The sequence below is a fragment of the Streptomyces akebiae genome, from assembly GCF_019599145.1.
Lineage (GTDB): Bacteria > Actinomycetota > Actinomycetes > Streptomycetales > Streptomycetaceae > Streptomyces > Streptomyces akebiae.
This window is the reverse complement of the sequence record NZ_CP080647.1, coordinates 1500873-1527156: the sequence shown is the minus strand read 5'-3', so window position 1 is coordinate 1527156 and position 26284 is coordinate 1500873. Positions and strand designations below refer to the sequence as shown.

Sequence of the window (26284 nt, the reverse complement as noted above, 5' to 3'; positions counted from 1 at the left end):
TGGGGGAGCGCTCCGTGGAGTCCCGTCCTGAGAGCGCTCTCAGAGAAGAGCGTGCGGTCAATGTGCGCTCCGGCGCTGCGGGCGTCAAGAGTTAAAGCGGAGAAAGTCCTTGCGGCAGCGCCGAGTTCACGATGTGAAGACCGCCTCGCCTCGGGGGGCGTCCGCGCCCACGCGGCGGTGTGACGGCCGGTCAGTCCCCGACGGTGGACACGGACGTCCCGGCCTTCATCGGCTCGTCCGGGTTCACGGAGAACGCCATGCTCCCGGCCGTCGCCACGATCGCGTCGTCCACGAGCAGTACCCCGGGCGGGGTGTCGGTCGCGTTGTCCCCCGGGTCGTCGAGCGCGTCCGTGCGCCACACCTCGGCGCCCGTCCTGCTGTCCAGGGCCAGCAGTCGGCCGAACCGGTTGGCGAAGTAGATCTCGTCACGGGCCGCCGACGCCACCGGCGCGGACAGGTTCTCCATGTCGGTGGTCCGCTCCCACAGCACCTTGCCGCTCCTGGCCGACACGGCGGTGACCGACCCGCTGGTCCGCACGAAGTACACGACCCCGTCCACGAGTGTCGCCGCACCGCGCAGCGCGCGCTTCAGCGGGATCCGGGTGGCCTTGCCGGTGTCCGGGTCCACCCGCAGGAACGCGTCGTAGGGGCGCTCGTACCCCGCCTGGTAGACCTCCTCGGTGGTCTCCGCCTTCAGGAACAGCGGCCGTCCGTCGACGGCGCCCAGGGCGAGCGACTTCTTGGGCAGCGGGGTGCGTGCCCGTGGGGTGCCGTCGTCGGGATTGAGGCGTACCAGTGTGAACGGTTGGGTGTCGAGGAAGTCGTCACCCTCCCAGCACAGTTCGTACGGGTCGCCGCCGAGCGCCGAGGGGATGCAGTTGACCCCGGCGGGCTCGGACGTCAGCCACAGCTCCTTGCCCGCCGCGTCGTAGGCGATCACCTCGGAGTGGTCGGGCGTGAGGGTGAGCACGCCGCGGTCGAAGAGGGGCGCCGTCTCGCTCGTGCTGATGGGCCGGGCCCACCGCTCCTTCCCGGTCCGGGTGTCCAGGGCCACCAGACGCCGCTGGGAGCTGTCGGCTTCCGCGTAGACGAAGACCAGGCCGTCCCGTACGCCGATGGGCCGGGCGGTCTGCGGAAGCCGGCCGTACCGCCATCCCGTTCTCCCGGTGGCGGCGTCCACCTTCGCGACGAGGAAACCCGTACCGCCGCAGTACAGGTCCGTCCCGTCCGTCACGCAGCCCGTTTGGTCGTAATTGACCGGGATGTAATCGGCGGGAAGACCGCTGTCGGCCCGCAGCCGTGTCTGCCACGGCCGCCAGCCCTCGGGGAGCGACGCGGAACGGTAGCCCACGGCGTTGCCGTTGCCGCTGCCGTTGCCGTTGCCGTTGCCGCTGCCGCTGCCGCTGTCGGTGCCGGACGCCGTCGTGCTGTCCTCGGCCCCCGCGTACAGGAGCAGCGCGGCGCTCAGCGCGGAGACGGTCAGGGCGGCGCCGAGGCCGACGAGGAGCAACTGCCGTCGGGCACGGGGCCTGGGGCGGCGCCTGCCCGCCGGTCGGCCGTCCAGCGGGCCGTCGTCGAGTGGTCCGCCGTCCATCGGCCGGTGGTCGGGCAGCCGGTCGTTCGCGGTCGTGTCGTCCGCCCGGCCGGTGTTCGTTCGGTCCGCGTTCGTTCGGTCCGCGTCCGGTCGTTCCGCGTAGGCCTGTCCGGTGTTCCTCCGGTCGGACTTGGGCCGTCCGGTGGTCCTTCGGTGGGGGTCGGTCCGGTCGGTCTCCGTTCGCGTCCCCGACGCCGACGCCGACGGCGTCCCCGACGCCGCCTCTGTCCCAGGCGTCGGCGTCAGCGAGGCGCCACGGGTGCCGCCGGCGGGCGAAGTCGCCAACTCCAGGAACAAACCGTGCAGTTCGGCGAGGTCCGGGCGGCTCGCCGGGTCCTTGTCCAGGCAGCGTTCGGCGATGGCCCGCAGCGGCTCGGGCACCGCCTCCAGCTTCGGGGCCTCGAACATGACCTGATAGCCCGCCAGATAGGGGCTCTCGGCCTTGAACGGGCTGTGCCCGCTGGCCGCGTACACCAGCAGCGACCCCAGCGAGAACACGTCCGACGCGGCGGTGACGTCCCTCGGCGAGCGCAACTGCTCCGGTGACATGAACGGCGGGGTGCCGATCACCCGTCCGGTCACGGTGAGCGGCAGGTTGTCCCCGGCGCGCGAGATGCCGAAGTCGATGACGCGCGGCCCGTCCTCGGCCATCAGGACGTTCGCCGGCTTCAGGTCCCGGTGCACGACCCCGGCGCGATGGATGTCGCGCAGCGCCTCGACCAGCCCCAGCGCGAGGCCCCGGATCCGGACACCGCCCAGCGGGCCCTCCTCGCGCACCAGATCGGAGAGCGTCGGAGCCGGAACGTACTGCGTCGCCATCCAGGGCCTGGCGGCCTCCGGATCGGCGTCCACCACGGCAGCCGTGAACGCTCCGCTCACCCGGCGCGCCGCCGCGACCTCCTGACGGAACCGGGAGCGGAACTCCTCGTCGTCGCGGTAATGCGCGTGCACCAGCTTGATCGCGACCAGTCGCCCCGACGCGGACCGAGCGCGATAGACGACCCCCATGCCACCCGCGCCGAGCCGGTCCTCCAGGGCGTACCCGCCTATGACGGCGGGATCGTCGTCCCTCAGCGGCATGTCCCCTCGCGCTCTTGTCCGTACGACAGCCCCGTACGGATCAGCCTAGGCGATCCGTACGGGGCCGCCCGACCTGGGGCGCCGGTGAGCCGGAGCGGACCGGTGAGCGGATCCTCGTCGGAGCCCGGTCTGTTCGATGGCTCCGCCCGACGCGGCCCGTTACCTTCCCCGCACGGCGAACACTCAGGGCACGTGCACGGACCGGTTCACCGCGGTGCGCGAGGCGTTGGCGGCCTCGTTGGACGACAAGGACGTGGGCGTCTCGGTCGCCGTGTACGTGGACGGCGAGCCCGAGGTCGACCTCTGGGGCGGGTACGCCGACATCGACCGCACGGTTCCGTGGGAGCGCGACACCCTCACCCGCGTGTGGTCCACCACCAAGACGATGACGGCCCTGTGCGTGCTGATGCTCGCCGGCCGGGGCGCACTGGACCTGCACGCCCCGGTGGCGACGTACTGGCCGGAGTTCGCGGCGGCGGGCAAGGAGGACGTGCGCGTCAGCCATGTGCTCTCGCGCACGGCCGGCCTGCCCCGCTTCGAGGCCCCACCACGGTGGAGGACCTGTACGACTGGCCGACCGTCACCGCACGGCTGGCCGGGCGGGCGCCGGCCTGGAAACCCGGCACCGAGGCCGGCTACCACGCGATGACCCAGGAGTTTGGAGCTGCTGGCGCTGGAGTGCGTTGAAGTGCGTGCTGGTGAGCGGGAGTGGGTGCTCCTGGTCTGTGTGCCGTGTCGCGGACCTCGGCGGGGGGCTTCCGTCGGCTGGTCTCCGGCATGCCCACCGGGAAGCTCCGCGCCCGGCTGGCCTCGATGGCTACGGACGGCACCGCCCCCACACGACCGGCGTGATCGTGCGGGGCGAACCCGGTCATCCCGGACGGCACCCCCAACGCGACCGCCTGGCGCCGGGCCGAGATCCCGGCCGCGAACGGTCACGGCAACGCCCGCTCGGTCGCCGCCGTCCAGTCGCTGCTTGCCTGCGGCGGCGCGGCGCGGCGCGGGGCGTGCGGTCATGATCCTCGCGGCCGCCTACGAGGGCCTGTCGGCCTGAACGCCCCTACCCCACCACCGAATCGACGGCACACCTCTCACCGGCCCCGGGAAATCTCCGGGGCCGGTGAGAGGCATGGCACGGGCGTCTGGCAAGATCACCCGCAGCCGATGGAACCAGAACCCCGCATTCCCCCTCTCCGAGGGCGGGGGCGCGCAGTCGGCCATCGCGGTCTCCGCCGACCTGTCGCAACGAGCTGTTCATGCCCTGTGCATGGTTCTGCTCCGAGCGCCTCGTCCACCATCGGACCACGACCGCCCGTCGACCCCCCCCAGGAGTTCGCATGCCCAGCCGCCGCCGTTTCCTCGCCGGGACCGCCGCGGTCGGCGCGACCGGGGCGGCGGCCGGCTGTGTCGCGCACGAGGGACGCGAGGCCGGGGCCCGCGAAGCCGCCGTTCCCGGGACGAGCCGGCCGTCCGCGCCGGTCGTGCCCGCGGCCCGGACCCCGTCGCAGCGCCTCAACTTCGTGGTCGTCCTCGCCGACGACCTCGGCTACGGCGAACTCGGCTCCTACGGACAGAAACTGATCGACACCCCGCGCCTGGACGCCCTGGCCGCCGAGGGACTGCGCTTCACCGACGCCTATGCCGCCGCCCCGGTGTGCGCCCCGTCGCGCTGCTCCCTGCTGACCGGGCTGCACAGCGGCCACGCCACCGTCCGGGAGAACCCCTGGGGGCCGGGCGGCCAGGGCGCGCTGACCGAGCGGGACTTCACGTTCGCCGAGGCGCTGCGCGCCCTCGGCTACCGCACCGCGCTCATCGGCAAGTGGGGCTTCGGCCCGGAGCGCCCGGACCAGCCCAGCCACCCCAACTTCCGTGGCTTCGACCAGTTCTACGGCTATCTCACGCACAAGCACGCGCACGAGTACTACCCGACGTACCTGTGGGACAACGGCGAGAAGCAGGACATCCCCGAGAACCGGGACGGCGCACGCGAGGTCTACGCCCCCGACCTCATCGAGGAGCGGGCCCTCGGCTTCGTCGACGCCCACAAGGACCAGCCGTTCCTGCTGTTCCTCGCCCCGACCGTCCCGCACGCCCCGAGCCTCGCCCCGAAGCCCGGCGCGTACGCCGATGAGCCCTGGTCCCGCCCCGACAAGGCCCACGCCGCCCAGGTCAGCGGGCTCGACCGCCTGGTCGGCACCCTCGTGGACCGACTCCGGGCACACGGCATCGACCGGCGCACCGTCGTCCTCGTCACCAGCGACAACGGCCCGCACGAGGAGGGCGGCACCGACCCGGACCTCTTCGACGGCAACGGCCCGCTGCGCGGCTACAAGCGCAATCTGTACGAGGGCGGCATCCGCGTCCCCCTGATCGCCTGGTCCCCGCAGCGCGTCCCCGTCGGCACCACCGACCGCCCGACCCCGCTGATCGACCTGCTGCCGACCCTCGCCGAACTCGCGGGCGCGCCCGCCCCGTCGGACATCGACGGGCTCTCCGTGGCTCCGCTGCTGCGGGCCGGCGGCGGAGAGGCCGCCCGCCACGACCACCTGTACTTCTACCGCAACCACAGCGGGGTCACCCCGCGCGCCGACCGGGTCGACGGGGGCCGGACGCGGCGGCTGGCCGAGGCGGTGCGGCGCGGGGACCACAAGGCCGTGCGGTTCGCCCCAGGACAGGACCGTGAGGCGCCCGACGACCGCTGGGAGGTCGAGCTGTACGACCTCGCGCGGGATCCCGGGGAGCGGTACGACCTCGCGGCGGCGCGGCCCGCCGAGGCCGACGCGCTGGTGCGGCTCATGCGGTCCTCGTGGGTGGACGACTACCGGCGCGCGCCCTACGGCGTCACCCTCAAGGTCGCCCGCGCGAGCGGGGGGTTCCTCGTCACCGCGACCTTCGCCAACGGGTCGGCCCGCCCCTGGACCGCCGCCCGGCTCGCCCTCACCGCACCGAACAGCTGGCGGGTGCGTGCCCTCGGCACGGTCACCGCGGACCGCATCCGCCCCGGCGGACGGTTCGTCACCCGCTGGGAGGTCACGCCCGCCGCCGACGCCGAGCAGGGGTGGCTCACGGCCCGGGGTACCGCCACCCACGCGGGGGCGTCGGTGACGTACGCGGCGCAGGCGTCGGCCACGAGGTAGGCGCCCTTCGTGCCTGCTCTCCCGCGACTCCGCCGGTCAAGCGGGCGAGGAGCCCCGGCCCGGTATCGGTGAACCTCGGCGGGGTTCGTCGGGCTGCCAGCCCAGTGCGCGGGAGATACCGCGTGCCGCCACGCGCACGGCGGGCGTCAGCACCGGGACCTGGGCGCCTGCTTGCGGCACCACGACCGAGACGGCGGCGACCACGGCCCCGCCCGGTCCGCGCACGGGGGCGGCCACCGACAGCGCGTCCTCGGTGACCTGACGGACACTCACCGCCACGCCCGTCCGACGTACTTCGGCGAGCACCCGGCGCAACTGGGGCGCGTCCGCGATGGTGTACGGGGTGAAGGCGGTCAACGTCCCCTGGCAGTAGGCCTCTTGGGAGGTCGGGTCACTGTGCGCGAGGAGCGCCAGGCCCACGCCCGTGGCGTGCAGGGGCCAGCGGGCGCCGACCCGTATGTGGACGCCGACGGCGGAGCGTCCGGAGAGCCACTCGATGTAGACGACGTCGTCGCCGTCGCGGACCGCGAGCTGCACGTTCTCGTGCGTCGCCTCGTACAGGTCCTCCAGGTACGGCAGCGCGATCTGGCGCAGTGCGAGCCCGCGCGGGGCGAGCGCCGCGAGTTCCCAGAGCCGGAGCCCCACGTGGTAGATCCCGCCCGCGTCCCGCTCCAGGGCGCCCCACTCGGTGAGCGCGCCGACCAGCCGGTGGGCCGTGGTGAGGGTCAGCCCGGCCCGGCGGCTGATGTCGGTCAGCGAGAGCGCCGGGTGGTCGTGGTCGAAGGCGGCCAGTACGGCGAGCAGCCGGTCGGGAGCGGAGCGGGCGGCCCCCGGCGGTGTGCTGCCCGGCGCGGTCTGCTGGGGCACGGGACCCGGCGTCGGCAGCGCGTCGGTGGTCATCGGCATGGTGTCACCCCAGTCCGGCCTCGGCGATCTTCTGCAGCAGCACATGGAGCGTCTCGCGCTCGGCGGCGTCGAGGGGCTCCACCAGTTCGTCGGAGACGCGCTGTCCGGCCTCGTCGGTGTCACGGAGGAAGGACCGGCCGTCCTCGGTGAGCACGATGATCCGGCTGCGGCGGTCGTCGGGGGAGGGGCGCCGCTCGGCGAAGCCCAGCTTCTCCAGGTCGTCCACCAGCCCGACGATCGCGCTCGGGTCGTAGCCGAGCGACGCGCTCAGCTCGCGCTGGAGCGCCCCCGGGGACGTGGCCAGGAAGCGCAGCAGCGCGTAGTGCCGCAGCCTGAGGCCCGACTCCTGGAGGGAGGCGTTGAACAGCTGTCCGGACCGCAGCCCCAGCCGGTACAGCAGGTAGCCGGTGTCCGCGTGCAGCCCGCGCATCCACGGCTCGTGGGCGTCGATCGAAGCGGCGTCCTGCGTCTGCTGGCGGGTGATGGCGGGCTCCCTGGTCCAGGGCCTGTCGTGCGGATCAGGCCTGCGCCCCGGGCGGGGCGGCGCGTACGTACCGTCCCAGCATGACGCAACGCCCGGGGAACAACAACTATTGACGTCAACAACTATTGCTCTTAACTTCGATTTCGAAGCCGCACTTCGATCTCGAAGCCGCTCCGCCACTCGAAGGGACCCCACTCGTGCCCAGCATCGATCTCACCGGCAAGGTCGCCGTCGTCACGGGCAGTGGCCGTGGCCTCGGCCTGGCCTACGCACAGGCCCTCGCCGCCGCCGGGGCCTCCGTCGTCGTGAACGACATCGACGAGGCCGTGGCCGAGGCGGCCGTGAAGTCCATCACCGAGGCGGGCGGCAAGGCCGTCGCCGAGGTGGTCCCGGTCGGTACGACCGAGGCCGCCGACCGCCTGGTGGGCCGCGCGGTGGAGGAGTTCGGGCGGCTCGACATCCTGGTCACCAACGCGGGCATCCTCCGCGACAAGGTGCTGTGGAAGATGTCCGACGACGACTTCGACGCGGTGATCACCACCCACCTCAAGGGCACCTTCACCTGTGCCCGTGCCGCCGCGATCCGTATGCGCGAACAGGGCGAGGGCGGCTCCCTGATCCTCGTCGGCTCCCCGGCCGGCCAGCGCGGCAACTTCGGCCAGACCAACTACGCCGCCGCCAAGGCCGGCATCGCGGCCTTCGCCCGCACCTGGGCGATGGAGCTGGGCCGCGCGAACATCACCGTCAACGCGATCGTCCCGGTCGCCGCCACCGCGATGACCGAGACCATCCCGGTCTTCGCCCCCTACGTGGCGGCCCTGCGCGAGGGCAAGCCGTTCCCCGACTTCCTGCGCAAGGGCGAGGGCTTCGGCACCCCCGAGGACTGCGCGGCCCTGGTCCCGTTCCTGGCCTCCGAGGCGGCGCGCGGAGTCACCGGCCAGGCCATCGGCATCGGCGGCGACAAGGTGGCACTCTGGTCGCATCCGCAGGAGATCAAGACGGCGTACGCGAACGGCGGCTGGACCCCCGAGGCCCTCGCCGACGTCTGGCCGACCTCGCTGGGTGCCGAGCCGCAGACCGTGGGCGTCCCCGCCCCGAAGATCCCGGAGGCGTGATGAGTGCCGCAGACCCCGTCATGAACGTGGACGAGCTGGTCGCGATCGACGTCCACACCCACGCGGAGGTGTCCTCGAAGAAGGGCACGTCGTCGCTGGACGACGAGCTGCACGACGCCTCCTCCGCCTATTTCAAGGTCGAGGGCAAGCGCAAGCCCACCCTGGAGGAGACGGCCGCCTACTACCGTGAGCGGAAGATGGCCGCCGTGATCTTCACGGTGGACGCCGAGTCCGCGACCGGCACCGAGCCCGTCCCCAACGAGGAGGTCGCCGAGGCGGCCGCCGCCAACGCGGACGTGCTGATCCCCTTCGCCTCCATCGACCCCTTCCGCGGCAAGGCGGGCGTGAGGCAGGCCCGGCGGCTGGTCGAGGAGTACGGGGTCAAGGGCTTCAAGTTCCACCCCAGCGTCCAGGGCTTCTTCCCCAACGACCGCGCGGTGGCGTACGCCCTGTACGAGGTCATCGAGGAGACGGGCACGATCGCCCTCTTCCACACCGGCCAGACGGGCATCGGCGCCGGCGTGCCCGGTGGCGGCGGCATCCGCCTGAAGTACTCCAACCCGCTGCACGTGGACGACGTCGCCGCCGACTTCCCGCACCTGAAGATCATCCTGGCGCACCCGTCGTTCCCCTGGCAGGACGAGGCCCTGGCGGTCGCCACGCACAAGCCGGGCGTGCACATCGACCTGTCCGGCTGGTCGCCGAAGTACTTCCCGCCGCAGCTCGTGCAGTACGCGAACACCCTGCTCAAGGACAAGGTGCTCTTCGGCTCCGACTACCCCGTCCTCACCCCCGACCGCTGGCTCGCCGACTTCGAGAAGCTGTCGATCAAGGACGAGGTCAAGCCGAAGATCCTCAAGGAGAACGCCGCCCGCCTGCTCGGCCTGACGAAACCGTAGAGGACGCAGATGGACCTCCCCATGTGCAATGACGGACAGGGGCACAGACATGCGCAATGAGGGACTGGGGTCGTGGCCCGCCCGCCGGGCCCGCAAGACCCCGCACCGCACCGCGCTGATCCACGGCGACACGAGCCTCACCTACGGGGAGCTGTACGAGCGCACCACACGCCTCGCCCACGCCCTGCGCGCCTCCGGCGTACGCCGCGGCGACCGCATCGCCTACCTGGGGCCCAACCACCCCTCGTACCTGGAGACGCTGTTCGCCGCCGGCACGCTCGGCGCGGTCTTCGTCCCGCTCAACACCCGCCTCGCGGGCCCCGAGATCGCCTACCAGCTGGCGGACTCCGGGGCCAAGGCGCTGGTGTACGGCGCCGGGTTCACCGCTCTCGTCGCCGGACTGCCGGGCGACGAGACCGACGTGCGCACGTTCGTGGAGATCGGCGCCGAGTACGAGGCGCTGCTCGCGGGAGCCGGCGCCGAGCCGATCGACCAGCCCGTCACCGCCGACGACACCTGCATCATCATGTACACCTCGGGGACCACGGGCCGCCCCAAGGGCGCGATGCTCACCCACGGCAACATCATCTGGAACGCCGTCAACGTGCTCGTCGACCAGGACGTCATCACCGACGAACGCGCCCTGGTCTCCGCCCCGTTGTTCCACACGGCGGGGCTGAACATGCTCACCCTGCCCGTGCTGCTCAAGGGCGGCACCTGCGTCCTGGTCGAGGCCTTCGTGCCGGAGGCCACCTTCGACCTGATCGAACGGCACCGGATCACCTTCATGTTCGGCGTGCCGACCATGTTCGACCAGATCGCCCGGCACCCGCGCTGGGCCGACGCCGACCTGTCGTCGCTCAGGATGCTCTCCTGCGGCGGCTCCCCGGTGCCGACCCCGCTCATCGCCACGTTCCAGGAGCGCGGGCTCACCTTCCTCCAGGGCTACGGCATGACGGAGGCGGCCCCCGGCACGCTCTTCCTCGACGCCGAGCACGCCGTGAGCAAGGCCGGGTCGGCGGGCGTACCGCACTTCTTCAGCGACGTACGGGTCGTCCGCCCGGACATGACCCCGGTCGACGTCGACGAGCCCGGCGAGGTCGTCGTCCGCGGACCCCATGTCATGCCCGGCTACTGGGGGCTGCCCGAGGAGACCGCCGCGGTCTTCGCCGACGGCTGGTTCCGCAGCGGGGACGCGGCCCGGATCGACGAGGACGGCTACGTCTTCATCGTCGACCGCATCAAGGACATGATCATCTCCGGGGGCGAGAACATCTACCCCGCCGAGATCGAGGACCAGCTCCTCGCCCACCCCGACATCGTCGAGTGCGCGGTCATCGGCGTCCCCGACGACAAGTGGGGCGAGGTGCCGCGAGCCGTGGTCGTCCCCCGGGAGGGCTGCGCCCTGGACGCCGACGAGGTGCTGGCCTCGCTGGCCGGACGACTCGCCAAGTACAAGATCCCGAAGTCGGTGGTGATCGCGGACGAGCTGCCCCGCACCGCCTCCGGAAAGCTCCTCAAGGCCCGGGTGCGCAAGCGCTACGGCACCAACTCTTAGCTAAGGAACGTCTTATGAGCATCACCGTGAACGGCATCGACGAGCTCAAGAAGCTCGCCGGCAGCGACCTCGGCACCAGTGAGTGGATCGAGGTCACCCAGGAGCGCATCGACACGTTCGCCGACGCGACCGGGGACCACCAGTGGATCCACGTCGACCCCGAGAAGGCGGCGAAGGGCCCCTTCGGCGCGCCGATCGCCCACGGGTACCTGACCCTGTCGCTGTTCATCCCGCTCTTCACCGAACTCCTGGACGTCGAGGGTGTCTCGACGAAGGTCAACTACGGCCTGAACAAGGTGCGTTTCCCCTCGCCGGTGAAGGTCGGGTCGAAGATCCGGCTGGTCGGCAAGCTGGCGTCGGTGGAGGACGTGCCGGGAGGCGTGCAGATCACCGTCGACGGCACGATCGAGATCGAGGGCGCGCCCAAGCCGGCGGCCGTGCTGCAGAGCCTGTCCCGCTTCTACGCGTAAGGGTTCGCGGGTGGGGAACCGCGCGTCCGTCGTGGTCGGTCGCGCGGTTCCCCACGCCCCTGGCGGGACGCTCCCGCTCAGCCTCCCACCACGTCCACGAAGACCGGGTTCGAGTAGAACCACGTGTCCTCCCACGGGTCGCCGTCGCCCGGCTCGTGGGGGATCGGGCCGTGCGGGTCCACGGCGGCGCCCAGATACCCGGCGCCGTTCCGCTTGCCGTCGCTGCCGCGCAGACGGACGTAGAAGGACTCGTCGCCTGCCGTGAGCGGGACGCGCAGGGTGTACGTGCCCTCGCGCCCGCTCACGTCCTCGGTGTGGACCACCCTCGTGTCCGGGGCCTGCCAGGCGTCGCGGTCGCTCACCGGGCCGCGCACCGCTCCCCGGATGACGTCGACATGGGCCAACTCCGGCAGGATCCCGTGCGGGTTGGCGCGGGACGCGGTCGTCACGGTCACCGTCAGCGTGAGCCTCTCGCCCTTGCGGACACGCAGCCGGCCCCCCAGGGTGACGCCCCGGCCGTGGTCACGGTCGCGCTTCACCCGGACGTCGAGGCCGTCGAGCAGATGGCCGTGGTCGACCCAGACGCGGCCCGCGCGCAGACCGGCCGTCACCGAGCGGTATCCCCAGCGGGTGACGCCGACATGGGTGCGGCTGAACTGGCCGGGCCAGAAGTCGCTGCCGGGCTGCGGAGTGTCGGTGTTCACCGGGTCGGGCAGCTTGCCGGTGCTGTCGAAGTTCTGCCCGGCCGGCCAGTCGCCGTTCTTCCAGGTGTCGAAGACGATCCGGTGCGCGTCGGAGTTGGTGGTGATCGAGAAGGGCCTGCCCTCGGCCAGCATCGCGTCCCACAGTCCGCCCACGGTCGCCGTCGACCAGTCGAAGCCGCCGTACGTGAGGTACGCCTCCGCCGGGTACCCGGGCCAGGACTGGGCGGAGGGCTTGTTCTCGTACTCGCCCCGGATCGAGGTCGTCCCCCGCCAGCCGGGGAGGGCCGCGCCCTGGGCGCCGGGCGCCCCCTCCATGCCGATCATGATCTCGGGGGCCGCGTCCCGCCAGCCGCGCAGCTCGTGCGGGGAGTCGATGCCGAGGCGCAGCGGGTGGTTGGCGAGGACCAGCACGTCGTCGACGTAGCCCGAACGACGTTGCTCGGCGAGCCACTTGATGGCCTTCACGGCGTGCGCCTCGTTGCGGGCGGTGTCCGCGCCGGCCACGGAACCGTCCGTGTAGCCGAGCAGCTTGCCGTCGTACGCGCTCTCGAAGCGGGTGAGCAGGTCGACCTCGTGCCGCCCGGGGGTGGTGAAGACCGTGCAGTGCTCGGCGGCAGGGATGTACCACTCCAGCCCCTGGAAGATCAGCTGGCGGGGGTTCTCGGCACGGGCCTTCAGGATCTCCTTGTGCTCCAGCGCGGCCCCGAAGTCGGCGTGCCCGAAGTTGGAGTGCTCCGTGAACACCATCCAGTCCAGGCCGTACTTCGCGCCCGCCGCGGCCAGTTGGGAGAACGTGTACTTGGCGTCGTGGCTGTAGACGGTGTGGATGTGGTGGTCGCCGACGAGATAGGCGAGCCGCGGGTCCTCACCCCCGTACGGGCGGGAACCGGCCGCGGCCGGTGTGGTCAGGGCGCCCGTCGCGCCCATCGCGAACGCGGCACCGAACAGGCCCGCGCCCCGCAGCAGCCCACGGCGCGACACCCCCTGCGCGTCGAGGTCGGCGGCGGAGACGGACGGATCGGCCCAGGCGGGCAACTGCTGCTCGGGTGTGCCGGACAGGTCGGACATGGTGGTGGTTCCTTCGCGTCTCAGTGGTTCATGAAGGACTCGACGGGCAGCGCCCGTTCGACGACACGGACGTCACCGAGGCGTCCGTGCAGGATCTGGTCGATCTTCCCGGCGTACTCGTAGCCGCCGAGGATCCAGGGCAGTCCGACGGAGGTGAGCCCGACGGCGGTGGCCTTCGGGTTGCGCACGACCGGGCAGCCCTGGACGTAGAGCGTGGTGTGCCTGCCGTCGTTGACCACCGCGAGGTGCCACCACGTCTCCAGCGGGGTCTCCTGACCCCAGTTGGTGGCGATTCCCTGCTGGTTGAGCGGGCGCACCGCCCACTGCGGCTCCCGGTCGTTCGACAGCGACAGCGTGGCGAGCGGCTCGTCCGGGTCGTCGGCGGTCTTGCCCGCCGCGCCGCCGGTGCCGGTCCGGCCGAGGATGCCCGCCCAGGCGTGGTTCGAGGGGTTCCAGTCGGCGGGCAGCCGGTAGAACGCCTCGATGGTGTAACCGTCCCTGAACGTGGCCGCGTTGAGGGGCGCCCCGTCGACCGTGCGCAGATACGCGCCCGTCAGCGGGGGCTTGCCGCCGTGGAACTCCAGGCTGCCGTGGCCCGGCTGGTCCGGGTGGTGGTCGGCGGACCAGGTGAGGGTGCCGCCGCCGACGGTCACCAGGGTGAGGTCGTTGCCGTGTCCGGAGCGGTCCGGGACGGTGCCGGCGACCTTCGCCCCGTCCTCCCGGCCGTCGAACCGCCAGTAGGCGACCGTGCCGGGTATCAGCATCGTCGACACCGGCCGCGACGCCCGCGCGGGCACCGGCGCGAAACCGGCGAACCGCTTCTCGAAGTCGATCTCGACGGTGAACCGGTCGGCGTCGCCGGAGAGTTCGCTCTCCTGCCGCTCCAGTTCGTTGAGTCCCCTCGCGGCCCGGCCGAGGATCCACGGGGAGATCGTCTCCACGTCGATGGTGTTCCGGTCGAGGTCGAAACGGTAGAGACGGATCATCGCCGCGCCACCGAAATACCGGTTCTGGTAGTTCGTGAGGTGCAGGTGGACATCGTTGTCGGCGGCGTTCCTCCGGGTCGCGCGCGCCGCCGGCCAGTAGTGCCCGTTGAGGGTGAGGAAGATCTGGTCGTGGTCCTCGATCAGCTGGTCCCACAGCTTCTGCCCGTAGGACGAGAGGGAGCCGTCGCCGTCGACGATCTCGTGCGTGGTGAGGACGACCGGTGTCCTCGGGTGCCGGGCCAGGACGTCCTCGGCCCAGGCGAAGCCCTTCGCGGAGAGCCGCCAGTCCAGGGCGAGCACCATCCACTGCCGGCCGGCGGCCTCGAAGAGGTGGAAGGAGTTGTAGCCGTCCGGGGAGGCACCCCCGAAGGTCGGCCGGCCCTGGAAGCGGTCGGGTCCGAACACGTCCAGGTACGGGGTCGGCCCCCGCTGGTCGTCGGTGGAGGAGCGCACGTCGTGGTTGCCCGCGAGGACGCTGTAGCCGACGCCCCTGCGGTCCAGGAGCCGGAAGGCCTCGCCGATCGCCTCGGTCTCCCGCGCCGTGCCGTTCTGGGTGAGGTCCCCGAGATGGGACAGGAACACGATGTTCTCCTCCTCACCGTGCTCCAGCAGGTACCGCAGGGACGCCTCGACTGGCGCCTTGTCGATGCTCGGCCCGTCGAACAGGTACTGCGTGTCGGGCATGACGGCGAGCGTGAAGCGGCGGCTCGTGCGGTCGGGCTTCCAGCGCGCGGGCGCCGCCCGAGCCACGACGGGCAGCGAGGCGGTGGCCGCCGCGCCCAGCAGGGCGGTGGCACGCAGGAAGTTGCGTCTGCCCGAGCGGGCCCGGGCAGACTCCTGCCCCGGTTCGTGCGAGGTGCACACAAGTGACTCCGTAGAAAGGGGTTCGTGGTTCAGAGCGCCCGCAGCGTCCACGACCAGCGGTGGACACCCGGGGGGACGAGATACGGCGGCGAGGTGTCGGGGCCGCACGACGCGGTGCCCAGTCCCCGGTGCGCCGCGTCGATGTGGATCACACAGCCGGGCCGTGGCACCAGCTCGTCGTGATGGGCGACGGCCGCCAGGTCCGCCGCGCGATGCCGCGTGACCGAGACCTGCCGGGGGCCGTCCAGCCGTACCGCGAGGACGTGATCGCCCCCGGAGAGCGTGAAGTGCCGTACCCCGTGCCGGCCCCCGCTCTCCTGCGGCCGCAGATAAGGAGTGAACAACTCGTCCACGGGGAGCGCGTGGTGGCCGACGGGGGCCCCGGCGGCACGGTCCGGATAGCTCTCCCAGGGGCCCTGCCCGTACCAGGCCAGGCTGTCGAAACCGTCGACGGTCTCGAACACCGTGCCGACCCGGGCCACGTCCGTCAGCTCCTCGGGGAGGACGGCCGTCTCCTCGACGAACACCCGGCCGTCCACCAGCGCGGTGAACACCTGCTCGTGCTCGACGAACCCGGCACCCGTCGACCATCGGGACCGGACCCGCACGGTGGCCCCCTTGCGCTCCACCGCGACCGGCTCGCGCTCCATGCGGTCCAGGCCCAGCTCGCGCCAGCGCTCGGCCATGCCGCCGAGAACGTCGTTGTCGGTCGGGGCCCGCCACAGGCTCAGGGCCGGCGGGGAGGCGAGCAGCGGGTGCAGCAGCAGCCCGTCCGGGTCCGTCTCCGGCGGAGGGATGTGCCCGGGGTCCTCCTCCATGCCCACCACCGGCTCACCCTCGTCCGCCGCGTACCACCGGACCTGCGGGCTGCACACCTCGGTGCCGCGCGGTGCCCAGGGCTCGTCGGCGGCCGTCGTCACCCGCAGGGTCAGCCAGATCTCGCCGGCCCCGCCCGCCACCTCGGGCCGGTCGACGACGGCCGAGCCGCCGGGCGGTACGTCCGGCAGCCGGGCCGGAAGCGTCCAGGTGCCGCCGTCGGCCGCCGTGAACTCCCACTCGGCGGTCAGCCACGAAAGGTCGCGGAAGTGCTGCCGGTTGTGCACCCGCAGCACCCGCCAGGTGCCCTCGCCCTCCACCGACAGCCGCACCGGGGCGGCGATCTCCCGGTGCTCGAACATCACCGGCTTGGGCGTGCGGTCGGGGAAGACCACCCCGTCGGCGATGAAGGCGCCGTCGTGGATCCGCTCGCCGAAGTCGCCGCCGTAGGCCCAGCGCAGGCCGGGCCCGGCCACCCCGTTCTCGTACAACCCGGCGCCCCCACGCCCGGCCGGTCGTCCGTCGTTCACACGCTGGAGGATGCCGTGGTCCCAGAACTCCCAGATGAACCCGCCCTGAAGACCCGGGGTTGCCTCGATGGCGGCCCACGTGTCGGCGAGGGTGCCGTTGCTGTTGCCCATGGCGTGCGAGTACTCGCACTGGATCAGTGGCCTCGTCTGCTCGCCGGACAGCGCGTGCGCCACGCAGTCCTCGATGGGCGCGTACATCGGGCAGGCGATGTCGGAGGCGTCGTCCGTGGCCCCCCAGTCCAGCTTCGCCGCACCCTCGTACTGCACCGGACGCGTCGGATCGTGGCGCCGCAGCCAGCCCGCCGCCGCGTCGTGGTTCGCCCCGTAGTCGGACTCGTTGCCCAGCGACCAGACGATCACCGACGGATGGTTCTTGTCCCGCAGGACCATGCGGGAGACACGGTCCACGAAGGCGTTCAGATAGCGGGGATCGTCGGCGATCTCGTGCGCGTGGTCGTGCGACTCGATGTCCGCCTCGTCCACCACGTAGAAGCCCAGCTCGTCGGTGAGGTCGTAGAGGGCGGGGTCGCCCGGATAGTGGGAGGTGCGGATCGCGTTGAAGCCGAAACGCTTCAGCGTCAGCAGGTCCGCCCGCATGTCCTCGTACGACACCGTCCGCCCCGTCAGCGGATGGAAGTCGTGCCGGTTCACGCCCCGGATGTAGACCCGCTCCCCGTTGACCAGCAGGTCCCGGCCACGGATCTCGACGTCGCGGAAGCCGACCCGGTGGCGCGAGGTGTCGGCGACCGTGCCGTCGGCGCGGTGCAGCCGGACGGTGAGGTCGTACAGCTCGGGGGCCTCGGCGTTCCAGGTCCGTACGCCGGGGACGACCGTGCCCAGCCGGGCCTCGCCGAGGAAGTCGGAGACCCGCTCGTCCTCGGCGTTGAGGCGGTCGAACGCGCGGTCCTGACACAGCTCCAGGCCGTCCAGCTCCCCGCTGACGTACCACCCGGCGGGCAGCGCGCCCGTCGCCGTCCCCGCCGCCGAGCGCACCCGGCAGTCCACCCGCAGCTCGCCGTCGTGGCAGGCCCGCACGGTCACGTCCGCGAGATGGAGCGGATCGGTGGCGTACAGCAGCACCGGGCGGGTGATGCCGCCCAGCCACCACTGGTCCTGGTCCTCGATGTGCGAGGCGTCCGACCACTTCACCACCGTGAGCCGCACGGTGGCCTTCGTCCCGGCCCGGACCAGGCCGGACAGGTCGAACTCGGCGGCCAGGTGGGAGTCCTTGGAGACGCCGGCGGGCCGCCCGTCGACATGGACGAGCAGCACGCTCTCCGCGGCGCCGACCTGGAGGACGATCCGGCGTCCGGCCCACTCGGCGGGTATCTCGACGTCCCGCTCGTACACGCCCGTCGGGTTCTCGGGCGGGGAGTCCGGTGGGAACCGGGCCCACGGCATGCGGACGTTGGTGTACTGCGGCGGGTCCTCCGCCGCGTCGAAGGTCCAGGAACCGGGGAGCTCGGCCCAGGACCAGGCGGGCCCGGGCTCCCGCTCGGGCGCCGGCAGCAGTTGGAACCGCCACCGGCCGTCGAGCGACACCGCCCCCTCGCGCCGGTCCACGGCGTTCATGGGCAGCCGCCCCCAGGAGGTCACCTCGGGTGACTGCCAGGGGCGCAGGGCGAAGAGTGCGTCGGTCATGACCGTTCCGAAGTCGGGGGTGACGGGAGGGAGGGGACCGGCCGGGGCAGCACGCGCCCCGGCAAACCCCAGGCGGGGTCGACGGGGATGCCGAGCCGGTCCAGGACGGTGGGGGCGATGTCGACGAGGCGGGGTGTGTCCAGCCGGGTGCCGACCTGCGGGCCTCCGGCGGCCCGGCCGCCGGATGTTCCCGGCTCGGCGAGGACGACGAAGACCTCGCGCTCGGCGCGGGTGTCGCCGCCGTGGCCGCCGGTGTCGAGATGCCCGTGGTCCGTGGTGACCACGACCGTCCAGTGCTCGTCCGCGCGGGCCGGGTCGGAGCACCGGAAGGCGATCGCGTCCAGCAGCCGCCCGAGGTGGGCGTCCTGGGCGAGGAGGGCACTGTCGTAGGCCGGGCTGAGCGGCCCCGTGGCGTGGCCGGCCTCGTCGGTGGCGCCGAAGTACACGAACAGCGCGTCCGGGTCGTCCTCGACGATCCGGCGCACGACGGTGTCGGCGACGCGCCGGTCCGCGTCCTCGTAGCCGTCGGACTCCCCGTCGTACCGCACGCGCTCGCCGATCGCGGGACCCAGGGTGCCGCGGTCGACCAGCTCCGGCCAGGACACCGCGGCCACCGTACGCAGACCGGGTCGCGCGGCGGCGGCGCGGCTGAGGAAGTCGGGGTGACGGGAGTAGTCGGCGCCCTCGAAGTCGTTGCCGGTCACGCCGTGCCGGTCGGGCCAGACCCCGGTCAGCACGCTCGACCAGCCGGGACCGGAGTCGGTGTAGGCCATGCTGGTGGACGGCCCGCCCTCGGCCAGGCCGTCCACCTCGCCGTAGGGCAGCAGACTGCTGCCGTGGGCGCCCGCGGCCATCAGGCCGTGCAGCACCGGTGCCGTCGAGGGCGGGCGAGGCGGGATCGGGGTCCCGTCGGCCGAAGTCCGGGGGAGGGGCAGCCGGTCGAGGCGCAGCCCGTCCATCCCCACCACGAGCACCTTGCCGCGCCCCGGCCGTCCCGCGCCGTAGGCGTCCGCCATCGTGCACCCCTCTCTAGGGAGCGGTTCGGTTCAGCTGCCCTGTACCGCGCCCTCGGTGGCCCCCGCGATGAAGCCCCGCGCGAAGACGGCGAACACGAGCACCAACGGGAGGGATGCCATCAGCACACCGGCCATCACCATGCTGTAGTCGGTGTTGTGGCCGACGTTGAGCTGGGCCAGCTCGACCTGGAGCGTGACGTGCTCGGGGTTGGTGAGCACGATGAGCGGCCAGACGTAGTCGTTCCAGGCGCCGACGAAGGCGTAGATGGCGAGGAAGGACAGCGCGGGCTTGATCATCGGCAGTGCGACGTTCCAGTACTGCCGGAAGAAGCCGGCGCCGTCGATGCGCGCCGCGTCCAGCAGTTCGTCGGGCACCCCGTTCTCGATGTACTGGCGCAGCCAGAAGATGCCGAAGGCGTTGGAGAGGGCGGGCCAGACCAGCGCCTTGAGCATGCCGACCCAGCCGATCTCCGACATCAGGATGAACTGCGGCAGGACGGCCAGCTGGAGCGGCAGCATCATGAACACCAGGAGCGTGCCGAAGAGGATCCTGCGCCCGGGGAACTCGAACTTGGCGAACGCGAAGGCCGCCAGGGAGTCGACGAACAGCACCAGGACCGTGGTGACACTCGCGATGACGATCGTGTTGAGCATCGACCCGAAGAAGTCGACCGTGTCGAGCACGCCCCGGATGTTCTCCAGCAGATGCGAACCGAAGGTCAGCTTCGGCGGGCTCTTGTAGATGTCCCGGGTGGTGTTGGTCGCCATCACGATCGTCCACACGAAGGGGAACACCGAGATCACGACGGCCAGTACGAGGAAGAGGTGCGGCGACAGGCCCTTGGGGCGGCGCGGCCGCTTCGCCCCCGTGTCCGGCCGCGGCGTGACGGCTGTCGTCATGACTTCCTCCCTCGTTGCACGATGCGCCAGTTGATGACGACGAGCACGATGATCAGTACGAAGAAGGCCCACACGATGGCCGCGCCGTAGCCGTAGTCGTTGTCGAGGAAGGCCGATTGGTAGAAGTACAGCAGTGTGGTCAGTCCGGCCTGGCCCGGACCGCCGAGGTTCTGGTTGGCGGCGTTGCTGGCGAAGAGCACCTGGGGTTCGCTGAAGCTCTGCAGACCGTTGATGGTCGAGATGACGACGGTGAACAGGATGATGGGCCGCATGATCGGGATGGTGATCTGGAAGAACGTGCGGATCGGTCCGGCGCCGTCCATCCTGGCCGCCTCGTAGACCGACTGCGGGATGGCCTGGAGGCCGGCCAGGTAGATGATCATGTTGTAGCCGGTCCACATCCACGTCATCAGCAGGGCGATGACCACCTTGATCAGCCACGGGTCGCTCAGCCACGGCACGGGTGAGATGCCGACCGTGCCCAGGATCGCGTTGACCAGGCCGAAGTCGTTGCTGAACACCGCGCCGAAGAAGATCGCCACGGCGACGATCGACGTCACGTTCGGTACATAGAGGGCGATGCGGTAGAAGCCCTTGAAGCGGCGCACCGAATGCAGCAGCGTCGCCAGCACCAGCGCGCCGAAGAGCGTGGGAACGGTGGACAGGACCCAGATGATCAGGGTGTTGCGGATGGACAGCCAGAAGACCGGGTCGCTCCAGAGGAACTCGAACTGCTGCAGACCCACGAACTGCTTGGTGCCCAGCCCGTCGTAGCGCTGGAAGGACAGGTACAGCGAATAGAAGACGGGGACGAAGGAGAAGCCGAGGAAGATCAGATAGAAGGGCGAGATCGCCAGGTACTGCCGCCAGTACGACAGCACACCTCGACGAGTGGGCCGGGCGACGCCCGCGGGCGGGGTGCGCCGCGGGCGGAAGCGGGCCGGGCCCGGCCCGCCACGGTGCTCGGGCACCGTGGCGGGACCGGTCACCGGAGGTGACGTCACCTCAGTTCACCCCCTGTCGCCTGGCGATCTGCTTGGCCTGGGAGACCGCGTCCTTCCAGGCGTCGTCGGGCTTCTTGCCCTTGGCCTCGATACTGGTCAGCTCGGCCATGAAGGGGGCCATGACCGCGGAGTCGGCGGGCGCCTCGTAGCTGACGGGGATGGCCTCGGCGGCCGGACCGAAGACCTCGATGATCTTCTGTCCGCCGAAGAAGTCGTCGGGGCCCGTCATGGCCGGCATCGCGTACGTCTCCGGGGAGGCGGGGAAGATGGAGGCGTCGGTGAAGCTCTTGGCGTTGTTGTCCGGGCTGAGGATCCAGCTGATGATCTTGAATGCCTCTTCGGGGTTCCGGCACTGCTTGGGCAGGGTCAGGTAGGAGCCGCCCTGGTTGGCCGGTCCGCCGGGGGTCGCGCAGACCCGCCACTTGCCCTTGGTGTCGGGGGCGGCCGACTCGATGTCCAGCGCGTGCCAGGCGGCGCCGACCTCGGTGGTCAGACTCTTGCCGACGGCGGCGTTCCAGCTCTGGTCGTTGATCTTGGCGTCGAGGCCGAGCGTGTAGGCGCGGACCGCGGTGTCCCACGCGGCGCGGATGTGGTCCTGGTCGCCTATGAAGTGGTTGTCCTGGTCGATGAAGCGCGTGGTGCCCTGTCCGACCGCGATGCTGAACACCGAGCCCATGTTGTTGATGAGGAAGGTGCCGGGCAGCGCCTTCTTCAGCTCGGTGCCGAGCGCGAAGTAGTCGTCCCAGCTCTTGGCCTCGGCGGCGACCTTCGCCGGGTCGGAGGGCAGCCCCGCCTTGTCGAACTGGTCGGCGCGGTAGAAGAGCGCGGTGGGTCCGATGTCGATCGGGAAGCCGATCTGCTTGCCGTCCTCGGTCTGGGCGAGCTTGGTCTTCCACTCCAGGTACTGGGAGGAGATCTTCTTGAAGCCCAGGTCGTTCAGGTCGAGGAAGCGGTCCGCGTTGGGCAGGAAGGAGGCGATGTCCTCGCCCTTGATGCCGGTGATGTCCGGCACGGAGGAGCCGCCCGCCGCGAGCGTGGTGGTGAGCTTCTGCTTGAAGTCGCCGCCGATGGAGGAACTGGTCAGCTTGATCTGGCTCTTGAAGTGCGTCTTGGCCTCGGCGACCACCTTGTCGCTGAGGGCTCCGCCCCAGTACCACATGGTGAGGTTCTTGCCGTTCTTGGTGCCGCCTGAATCCGAACCTCCGCCGCCACAGGCGACGGTCAGGCCGGAGGCGGCCGCGGTGAACACGGCAGCCTGGAGGAAGCCTCTACGAGAAAGGTCCACGGGTCACTCCTGTTTGTTCCTGTTCGTGGTACTTCAGGGCGTTGGTGCGTGGGGTCTTCGGGGCCGCGCGGGCGGGGTGAGGGGGGTCAGTGGAGCCGCGCGGGCGGGGTGACCGGCGCGTGGTGCACCGGTGGGCCGACGTCGGCCGGGATGCGGTCCGCGAGGAAGCCGTAGGCCTTCTTCAGGCCGGGGTCGGTCAGCGAGCGCCACCAGCGCTCGACGCCGTACCAGCCGGGTGCGGCGAGGCCTCCGCCGTGGTGGCCCACGGAGAGTCCGGCGGACAGCACGGCGAACCGCAGCCGTTCCGTCAGGGGCCAGCCGCCGAGGGAGGCGGCGACGAAGCTCGCGCCGAAGACGTCGCCGGCGCCCGTCGCGTCGAGCACGTCGACGTCCAGGGCGGGGACCTCCGCGTACTCCCCGGTCGTCTGGTCCACCGCTACCGCGCCCTCGCCGCCGCGGGTGACCACGGCCACCGGCACCAGCTCGCTCAGGGTGCCGAGCGCGGCGACCGCGCTGTCGGTGCGGGTGTAGGCCATCGCCTCGGTCTCGTTGGGGAGGAAGGCGTGGCACAGGGCGAGTTGGTCGAGCAGGTCGCGCGACCACTGCTGGGTGGGGTCCCAGCCGACGTCCGCGTAGATGAGAGTGCCGTTCGCGGCGGCCTTGGCGAGCCACTCGCGCGGCTCGGCCTCGATGTGCACGAGCGCCGTGCGCGACTCGGGCGGGTCGCCCATCAGGACGTCCTGGGAGTACGGCGGTTCCTGGCCGTGGGTGACCAGGGCCCGGTCGTGACCGTGCGCGAGGGAGACGGTGACGGGGGTGTGCCAGCCGTCGGCGGTGCGGGAGAGGGAGAGGTCGACGCCCTCCTGTCCGGCGAGGACGTCGCGGCAGTACGCGCCGTAGTAGTCGTCGCCGAAGACCGTGGCCAGCGAGGTCCGCAGGCCGAAACGGGCGGTGGCCACCGCCAGGTTGGCGATGCCGCCCGGACCGCAGCCCATGCCGTCGGTCCAGATCTCCTCGCCGGGTGTGGGCGGCTTTCCCAGTCCCGTGAGCACGAGGTCGTAGAAGAGCAGCCCGGTCAGCAGCACATCGGGCCGGTCGTCGTCCACGCGTGCACCCTCTCGTCGAGACTTCTGAGGATCACTCTTCAAAAGTCTTCAATTTCGGTGCACAGATCGTGCGCGCCTCCGAGAGGTTTGGCAAGAGTCGAGCAGAAGTGAGCATGGATTTGATTGGGAATGACGAGTACTGTTCAGCGCGTGCTGGCAGAGAGACGACACCAACTCATCCTGCGGGCCCTGCGATCAGGCGGGCCGGCGGCGGTCACCGACCTGTCCGAACAGCTCGGTGTGAGCCCCGCCACCATCCGGCGTGACCTCGTCCGGCTGGAGGAGGAGGGGCTGCTCACCCGGGTGCACGGCGGCGCGGTCGTGGACGAGGGCGACCAGCCCTTCGCCGAGGTCGCCGAGGTACGGGTGGCCGAGAAGGACGCGATAGCGGCGAAGGCCGCGTCGATGGTCCACGACGGCCAGTCCGTGCTCCTCGACATCGGGACCACCGCCTACCGCCTGGCCCGGCAGTTGCACGGCCGCCGCCTCACCGTGATAACCAGCAACCTGGTCGTCTACGAGGAGCTGGCCGACGACGAGGGCATCGAACTCGTCCTGCTCGGCGGCATGGTCCGCCGCGAGTACCGTTCCCTCGTCGGCTTCCTCACCGAGGACAACCTCCGTCAACTCCACGCCGACTGGCTCTTCCTCGGAACGAGTGGAGTTCGCCCCGGCGGACAGGTGATGGACACGACCGTCGTCGAGGTCCCCGTCAAACGCGCGATGATCAGGGCGAGCGACCGGGTCGTCCTGCTCGCCGACTCCGCGAAGTTCCCCGGGACGGGCATGGCGAAGGTCTGCGGCCCCAGGGAACTCGACGTGGTCGTCACCAACGGTCCGGTGGAGCAGGCCACCCGCGCGTCGCTGGAGGAGGCGGGGGTCGAAGTGGTCACGCCATGAACGCCCCCCGGGGCGGGGCGGCTGACACGTGTCGGACGGTTCGGGTGGCTGGTCCGGGAGGGGGCAGGGTGGCTGGGCTCGGACGGGGTGGGCAGGCCGGCGCCGGATGGGACGGCGCGTTCGGGTCCGGATGGGTTGGCGTGTCGGGTCTTGGAGGGGTTCGGGTGCGCGGGCCTGGATGGGTTGGCGTGTTCGGTCCCGGAGGGGTTCGGGTGCACGGTCCTGGGTGGGTCGCCGTGTTCGGTCTGGGACGGGTTCGGGTGCCTGGGCCCGGATGGGTCGGTGTGTCTGGTCCGGCGGAGTCGGCCCGTCCGCTTTCGGAAGGGTCCGGGTGCCAAGGCATGGAAGGGCCGGCACGTCCGGTCCCGGCGGAGTCGGCGTGTCCGGTCCCGGCAGTGGCCGGGTGCACGGCTGCGGATGGGTCGGCGTGTCTGGTCCTGGAGGAGTCGGCCCCCGGTTTCGGAAGGGTCGGCGCCGCCGGTCCGGGAGGGGGCGGCGAGTCCGCTCCTGGAAGAGTTCGGGTGCACGGCTCCGGATGGGCCGGCGTGTCTGGTCCTGGCGGAGTTGGCGCGTCCGGTCCCGGCAGGGTCTGGGTGCATGGCTCCGGAGAAGTCGGCGAGTCCGGCCCCGGAAGGGCCTGGGTACCCGGCCCCGGAAAGCCACGCCCAGTCGGTCCCGGGCGGGTTCGGGCTGACGGGCCCGGAAGGGTCCGCCCAGCCGGTCCCGAAGGGGCCCGCGCGGACGGACGTGGCAGCGTCCGCGCACACGGTGCGGGGACAGCCCGCACACATGCACGATCGGCAAAGGTGGTAGTTGCGTGAAGCTGACGATTCTGGGCGGCGGAGGATTCCGGGTGCCCCTCGTGTACGGGGCGCTCCTCGGGGACCGCGCCGAGGGCCGGGTCACCCATGTCGTCCTGCACGACCTGGACGCCGAGCGGCTCTCCGCCGTCACCCGCGTCCTCGCCGAGCAGGCGGCGGACGTCCCCGACGCCCCCGAGGTGACCGCCACCACCGACCTCGACGAGGCCCTGCGCGGTGCCGACTTCATCTTCTCCGCGATTCGCGTCGGCGGCCTGGAGGGCCGCGCGAACGACGAACGCGTGGCCCTGGCCGAGGGAGTCCTGGGCCAGGAGACCGTCGGCGCGGGCGGCATCGCCTACGGCCTGCGCACGGTCCCGGTCGCCGTGGACATCGCCCGGCGCGTGGCCCGCCTCGCCCCCGACGCCTGGGTCATCAACTTCACCAACCCGGCGGGCCTGGTCACCGAGGCCATGTCCCGGCACCTCGGCGACCGTGTCATCGGCATCTGCGACTCACCCGTGGGCCTCGGCCGCCGCATCGCCCGCGTCCTCGGGGCGGCGAACCCGGCCGAGGCCTGGATCGACTACGTCGGCCTCAACCACCTCGGCTGGGTCCGCGGCCTGCACATCGCGGGCCGCGACGAACTCCCGCGCCTCCTCGCCGACCGTGACCTCCTCGGCTCCTTCGAGGAGGGCAAGCTCTTCGGCGTCGACTGGCTGCAGTCCCTCGGCGCGATCCCCAACGAGTACCTGCACTACTACTACTTCAACCGCGAGGCCGTCCGCGCCTACCAGGCGGTCGAGAAGACCCGCGGCGCCTTCCTCAAGGACCAGCAGGCCCATTTCTACGAGGAGATGCGCCGCCCCGACGCCCACGCCCTCAAGGCCTGGGACCGCACCCGCGCCGAGCGCGAGGCCACCTACATGTCGGAGAACCGGGAGACGGCCGGCGCCGGTGAACGCGACGCCGACGACCTCTCCGGTGGCTACGAGAAGGTCGCCCTCGCCCTGATGCGGGCCATCGCCCGCGACGAGCGCACCACCCTCATCCTCAACGTCCGCAACAAGGGCACCCTCGCGACCCTCGACACCGAGGCCGTCATCGAGGTGCCCTGCCTGGTCGACGCCAACGGCGCCCACCCGGTCTCCGTCGCCCCCCTGCCCGACCACGCCACCGGCCTGGTCTGCGCGGTCAAGGCCGTGGAGCGCGAGGTCCTGGCGGCGGCGGAGGCGGGGTCCCGTACGACCGCGGTGAAGGCCTTCGCCCTGCATCCCCTGGTGGACTCGGTCAACGTCGCACGCCGTCTGGTCGAGGGCTACACGGCCGTGCACCCTGGCCTGGGCTACCTGAAGTAGGCTCCCGCTCGGAAAGCGCTTTCTGAACCTGTCCCCTCTCCCCCCGGCCGCCCCCTCACCACC

The 26284-nt window shown here is 71.5% G+C and carries 18 protein-coding genes and 1 pseudogene; 8 read left to right on the top strand and 11 right to left on the bottom strand.

Features of this window, described 5'->3' with window-relative positions:
* Window positions 1-190: 190 nt before the first annotated feature.
* Window positions 191-2674 (bottom strand): protein kinase domain-containing protein, encoded by a 2484-nt coding sequence (locus K1J60_RS06735; RefSeq protein ID WP_220645367.1) that lies wholly within the window; start codon window positions 2672-2674, stop codon window positions 191-193.
* A 136-nt stretch (window positions 2675-2810) separates the two neighbouring features.
* Here K1J60_RS06735 and K1J60_RS47085 point away from each other — a divergent pair.
* Window positions 2811-3670: pseudogene (locus tag K1J60_RS47085) on the top strand (serine hydrolase domain-containing protein); the annotation flags it as partial.
* A gap of 341 nt (window positions 3671-4011) precedes the next feature.
* Window positions 4012-5811: a sulfatase-like hydrolase/transferase gene (locus tag K1J60_RS06725; protein WP_220645366.1), complete on the top strand. Its 1800-nt coding sequence runs from the start codon at window positions 4012-4014 to the stop codon at window positions 5809-5811.
* Window positions 5812-5847: 36 nt separating this feature from the next.
* Here K1J60_RS06725 and K1J60_RS06720 read toward each other — a convergent pair whose 3' ends face one another.
* Entirely contained in the window at window positions 5848-6717 is an 870-nt protein-coding gene (locus K1J60_RS06720) for an IclR family transcriptional regulator (RefSeq protein WP_259407590.1), read from the bottom strand.
* A 4-nt stretch (window positions 6718-6721) separates the two neighbouring features.
* Window positions 6722-7147: a MarR family winged helix-turn-helix transcriptional regulator gene (locus K1J60_RS06715; protein ID WP_033529667.1), complete on the bottom strand. Its 426-nt coding sequence runs from the start codon at window positions 7145-7147 to the stop codon at window positions 6722-6724.
* 251 nt (window positions 7148-7398) lie between these two features.
* On the opposite strand from K1J60_RS06715, the gene K1J60_RS06710 reads away from it, so the two are divergent.
* The 4 genes from K1J60_RS06710 to K1J60_RS06695 are packed head-to-tail and all read left to right on the top strand — an operon-like array spanning window position 7399 to window position 11243.
* On the top strand, window positions 7399-8316 hold the full coding sequence (locus K1J60_RS06710; RefSeq protein ID WP_220645365.1) for an SDR family NAD(P)-dependent oxidoreductase: 918 nt from the start codon (window positions 7399-7401) through the stop codon (window positions 8314-8316).
* 20 nt (window positions 8317-8336) lie between these two features.
* Window positions 8337-9215, top strand: coding sequence for an amidohydrolase family protein (locus K1J60_RS06705; RefSeq protein ID WP_220651314.1), 879 nt, complete (start codon window positions 8337-8339; stop codon window positions 9213-9215).
* 49 nt (window positions 9216-9264) lie between these two features.
* A complete protein-coding gene (menE, locus tag K1J60_RS06700) occupies window positions 9265-10773 on the top strand; it encodes an o-succinylbenzoate--CoA ligase (protein ID WP_220645364.1) in 1509 nt (502 codons plus the stop codon).
* A gap of 14 nt (window positions 10774-10787) precedes the next feature.
* Window positions 10788-11243 carry a MaoC family dehydratase gene (locus K1J60_RS06695; RefSeq protein WP_220645363.1) on the top strand — a complete coding sequence of 152 codons (456 nt, stop codon included), beginning with the start codon at window positions 10788-10790 and terminating at the stop codon, window positions 11241-11243.
* A gap of 77 nt (window positions 11244-11320) precedes the next feature.
* Here K1J60_RS06695 and K1J60_RS06690 read toward each other — a convergent pair whose 3' ends face one another.
* The 8 genes from K1J60_RS06690 to K1J60_RS06655 form a co-directional block, all read right to left on the bottom strand.
* Entirely contained in the window at window positions 11321-13015 is a 1695-nt protein-coding gene (locus tag K1J60_RS06690) for a PHP domain-containing protein (protein WP_220645362.1), read from the bottom strand.
* A gap of 20 nt (window positions 13016-13035) precedes the next feature.
* Window positions 13036-14865 carry a LamG-like jellyroll fold domain-containing protein gene (locus K1J60_RS06685; protein WP_220645361.1) on the bottom strand — a complete coding sequence of 610 codons (1830 nt, stop codon included), beginning with the start codon at window positions 14863-14865 and terminating at the stop codon, window positions 13036-13038.
* Window positions 14866-14894: 29 nt separating this feature from the next.
* Window positions 14895-17852 carry a glycoside hydrolase family 2 TIM barrel-domain containing protein gene (locus tag K1J60_RS06680; protein ID WP_220645360.1) on the bottom strand — a complete coding sequence of 986 codons (2958 nt, stop codon included), beginning with the start codon at window positions 17850-17852 and terminating at the stop codon, window positions 14895-14897.
* Window positions 17849-18868, bottom strand: a complete 1020-nt coding sequence (locus tag K1J60_RS06675; RefSeq protein WP_220645359.1) for an alkaline phosphatase family protein — start codon at window positions 18866-18868, stop codon at window positions 17849-17851. Before K1J60_RS06675 ends, K1J60_RS06680 begins: the two co-directional genes overlap by 4 nt.
* 30 nt (window positions 18869-18898) lie before the next feature.
* Complete coding sequence (locus K1J60_RS06670; RefSeq protein WP_220645358.1) at window positions 18899-19768, bottom strand: carbohydrate ABC transporter permease; 870 nt, start codon at window positions 19766-19768, stop codon at window positions 18899-18901.
* On the bottom strand, window positions 19765-20649 hold the full coding sequence (locus tag K1J60_RS06665) for a carbohydrate ABC transporter permease (protein WP_220651313.1): 885 nt from the start codon (window positions 20647-20649) through the stop codon (window positions 19765-19767). The genes K1J60_RS06670 and K1J60_RS06665 overlap by 4 nt, the downstream gene beginning before the upstream one ends.
* A gap of 124 nt (window positions 20650-20773) precedes the next feature.
* Window positions 20774-22057: an ABC transporter substrate-binding protein gene (locus tag K1J60_RS06660; protein ID WP_220645357.1), complete on the bottom strand. Its 1284-nt coding sequence runs from the start codon at window positions 22055-22057 to the stop codon at window positions 20774-20776.
* A gap of 86 nt (window positions 22058-22143) precedes the next feature.
* A complete protein-coding gene (locus K1J60_RS06655; RefSeq protein WP_220645356.1) occupies window positions 22144-23163 on the bottom strand; it encodes a carbohydrate kinase family protein in 1020 nt (339 codons plus the stop codon).
* A 150-nt stretch (window positions 23164-23313) separates the two neighbouring features.
* Between K1J60_RS06655 and K1J60_RS06650 the strand changes: the two genes are divergently transcribed.
* Window positions 23314-24063, top strand: coding sequence for a DeoR/GlpR family DNA-binding transcription regulator (locus tag K1J60_RS06650; RefSeq protein ID WP_033529655.1), 750 nt, complete (start codon window positions 23314-23316; stop codon window positions 24061-24063).
* An 817-nt stretch (window positions 24064-24880) separates the two neighbouring features.
* Complete coding sequence (locus tag K1J60_RS06645) at window positions 24881-26221, top strand: 6-phospho-beta-glucosidase (protein ID WP_220645355.1); 1341 nt, start codon at window positions 24881-24883, stop codon at window positions 26219-26221.
* Window positions 26222-26284 lie beyond the last annotated feature (63 nt).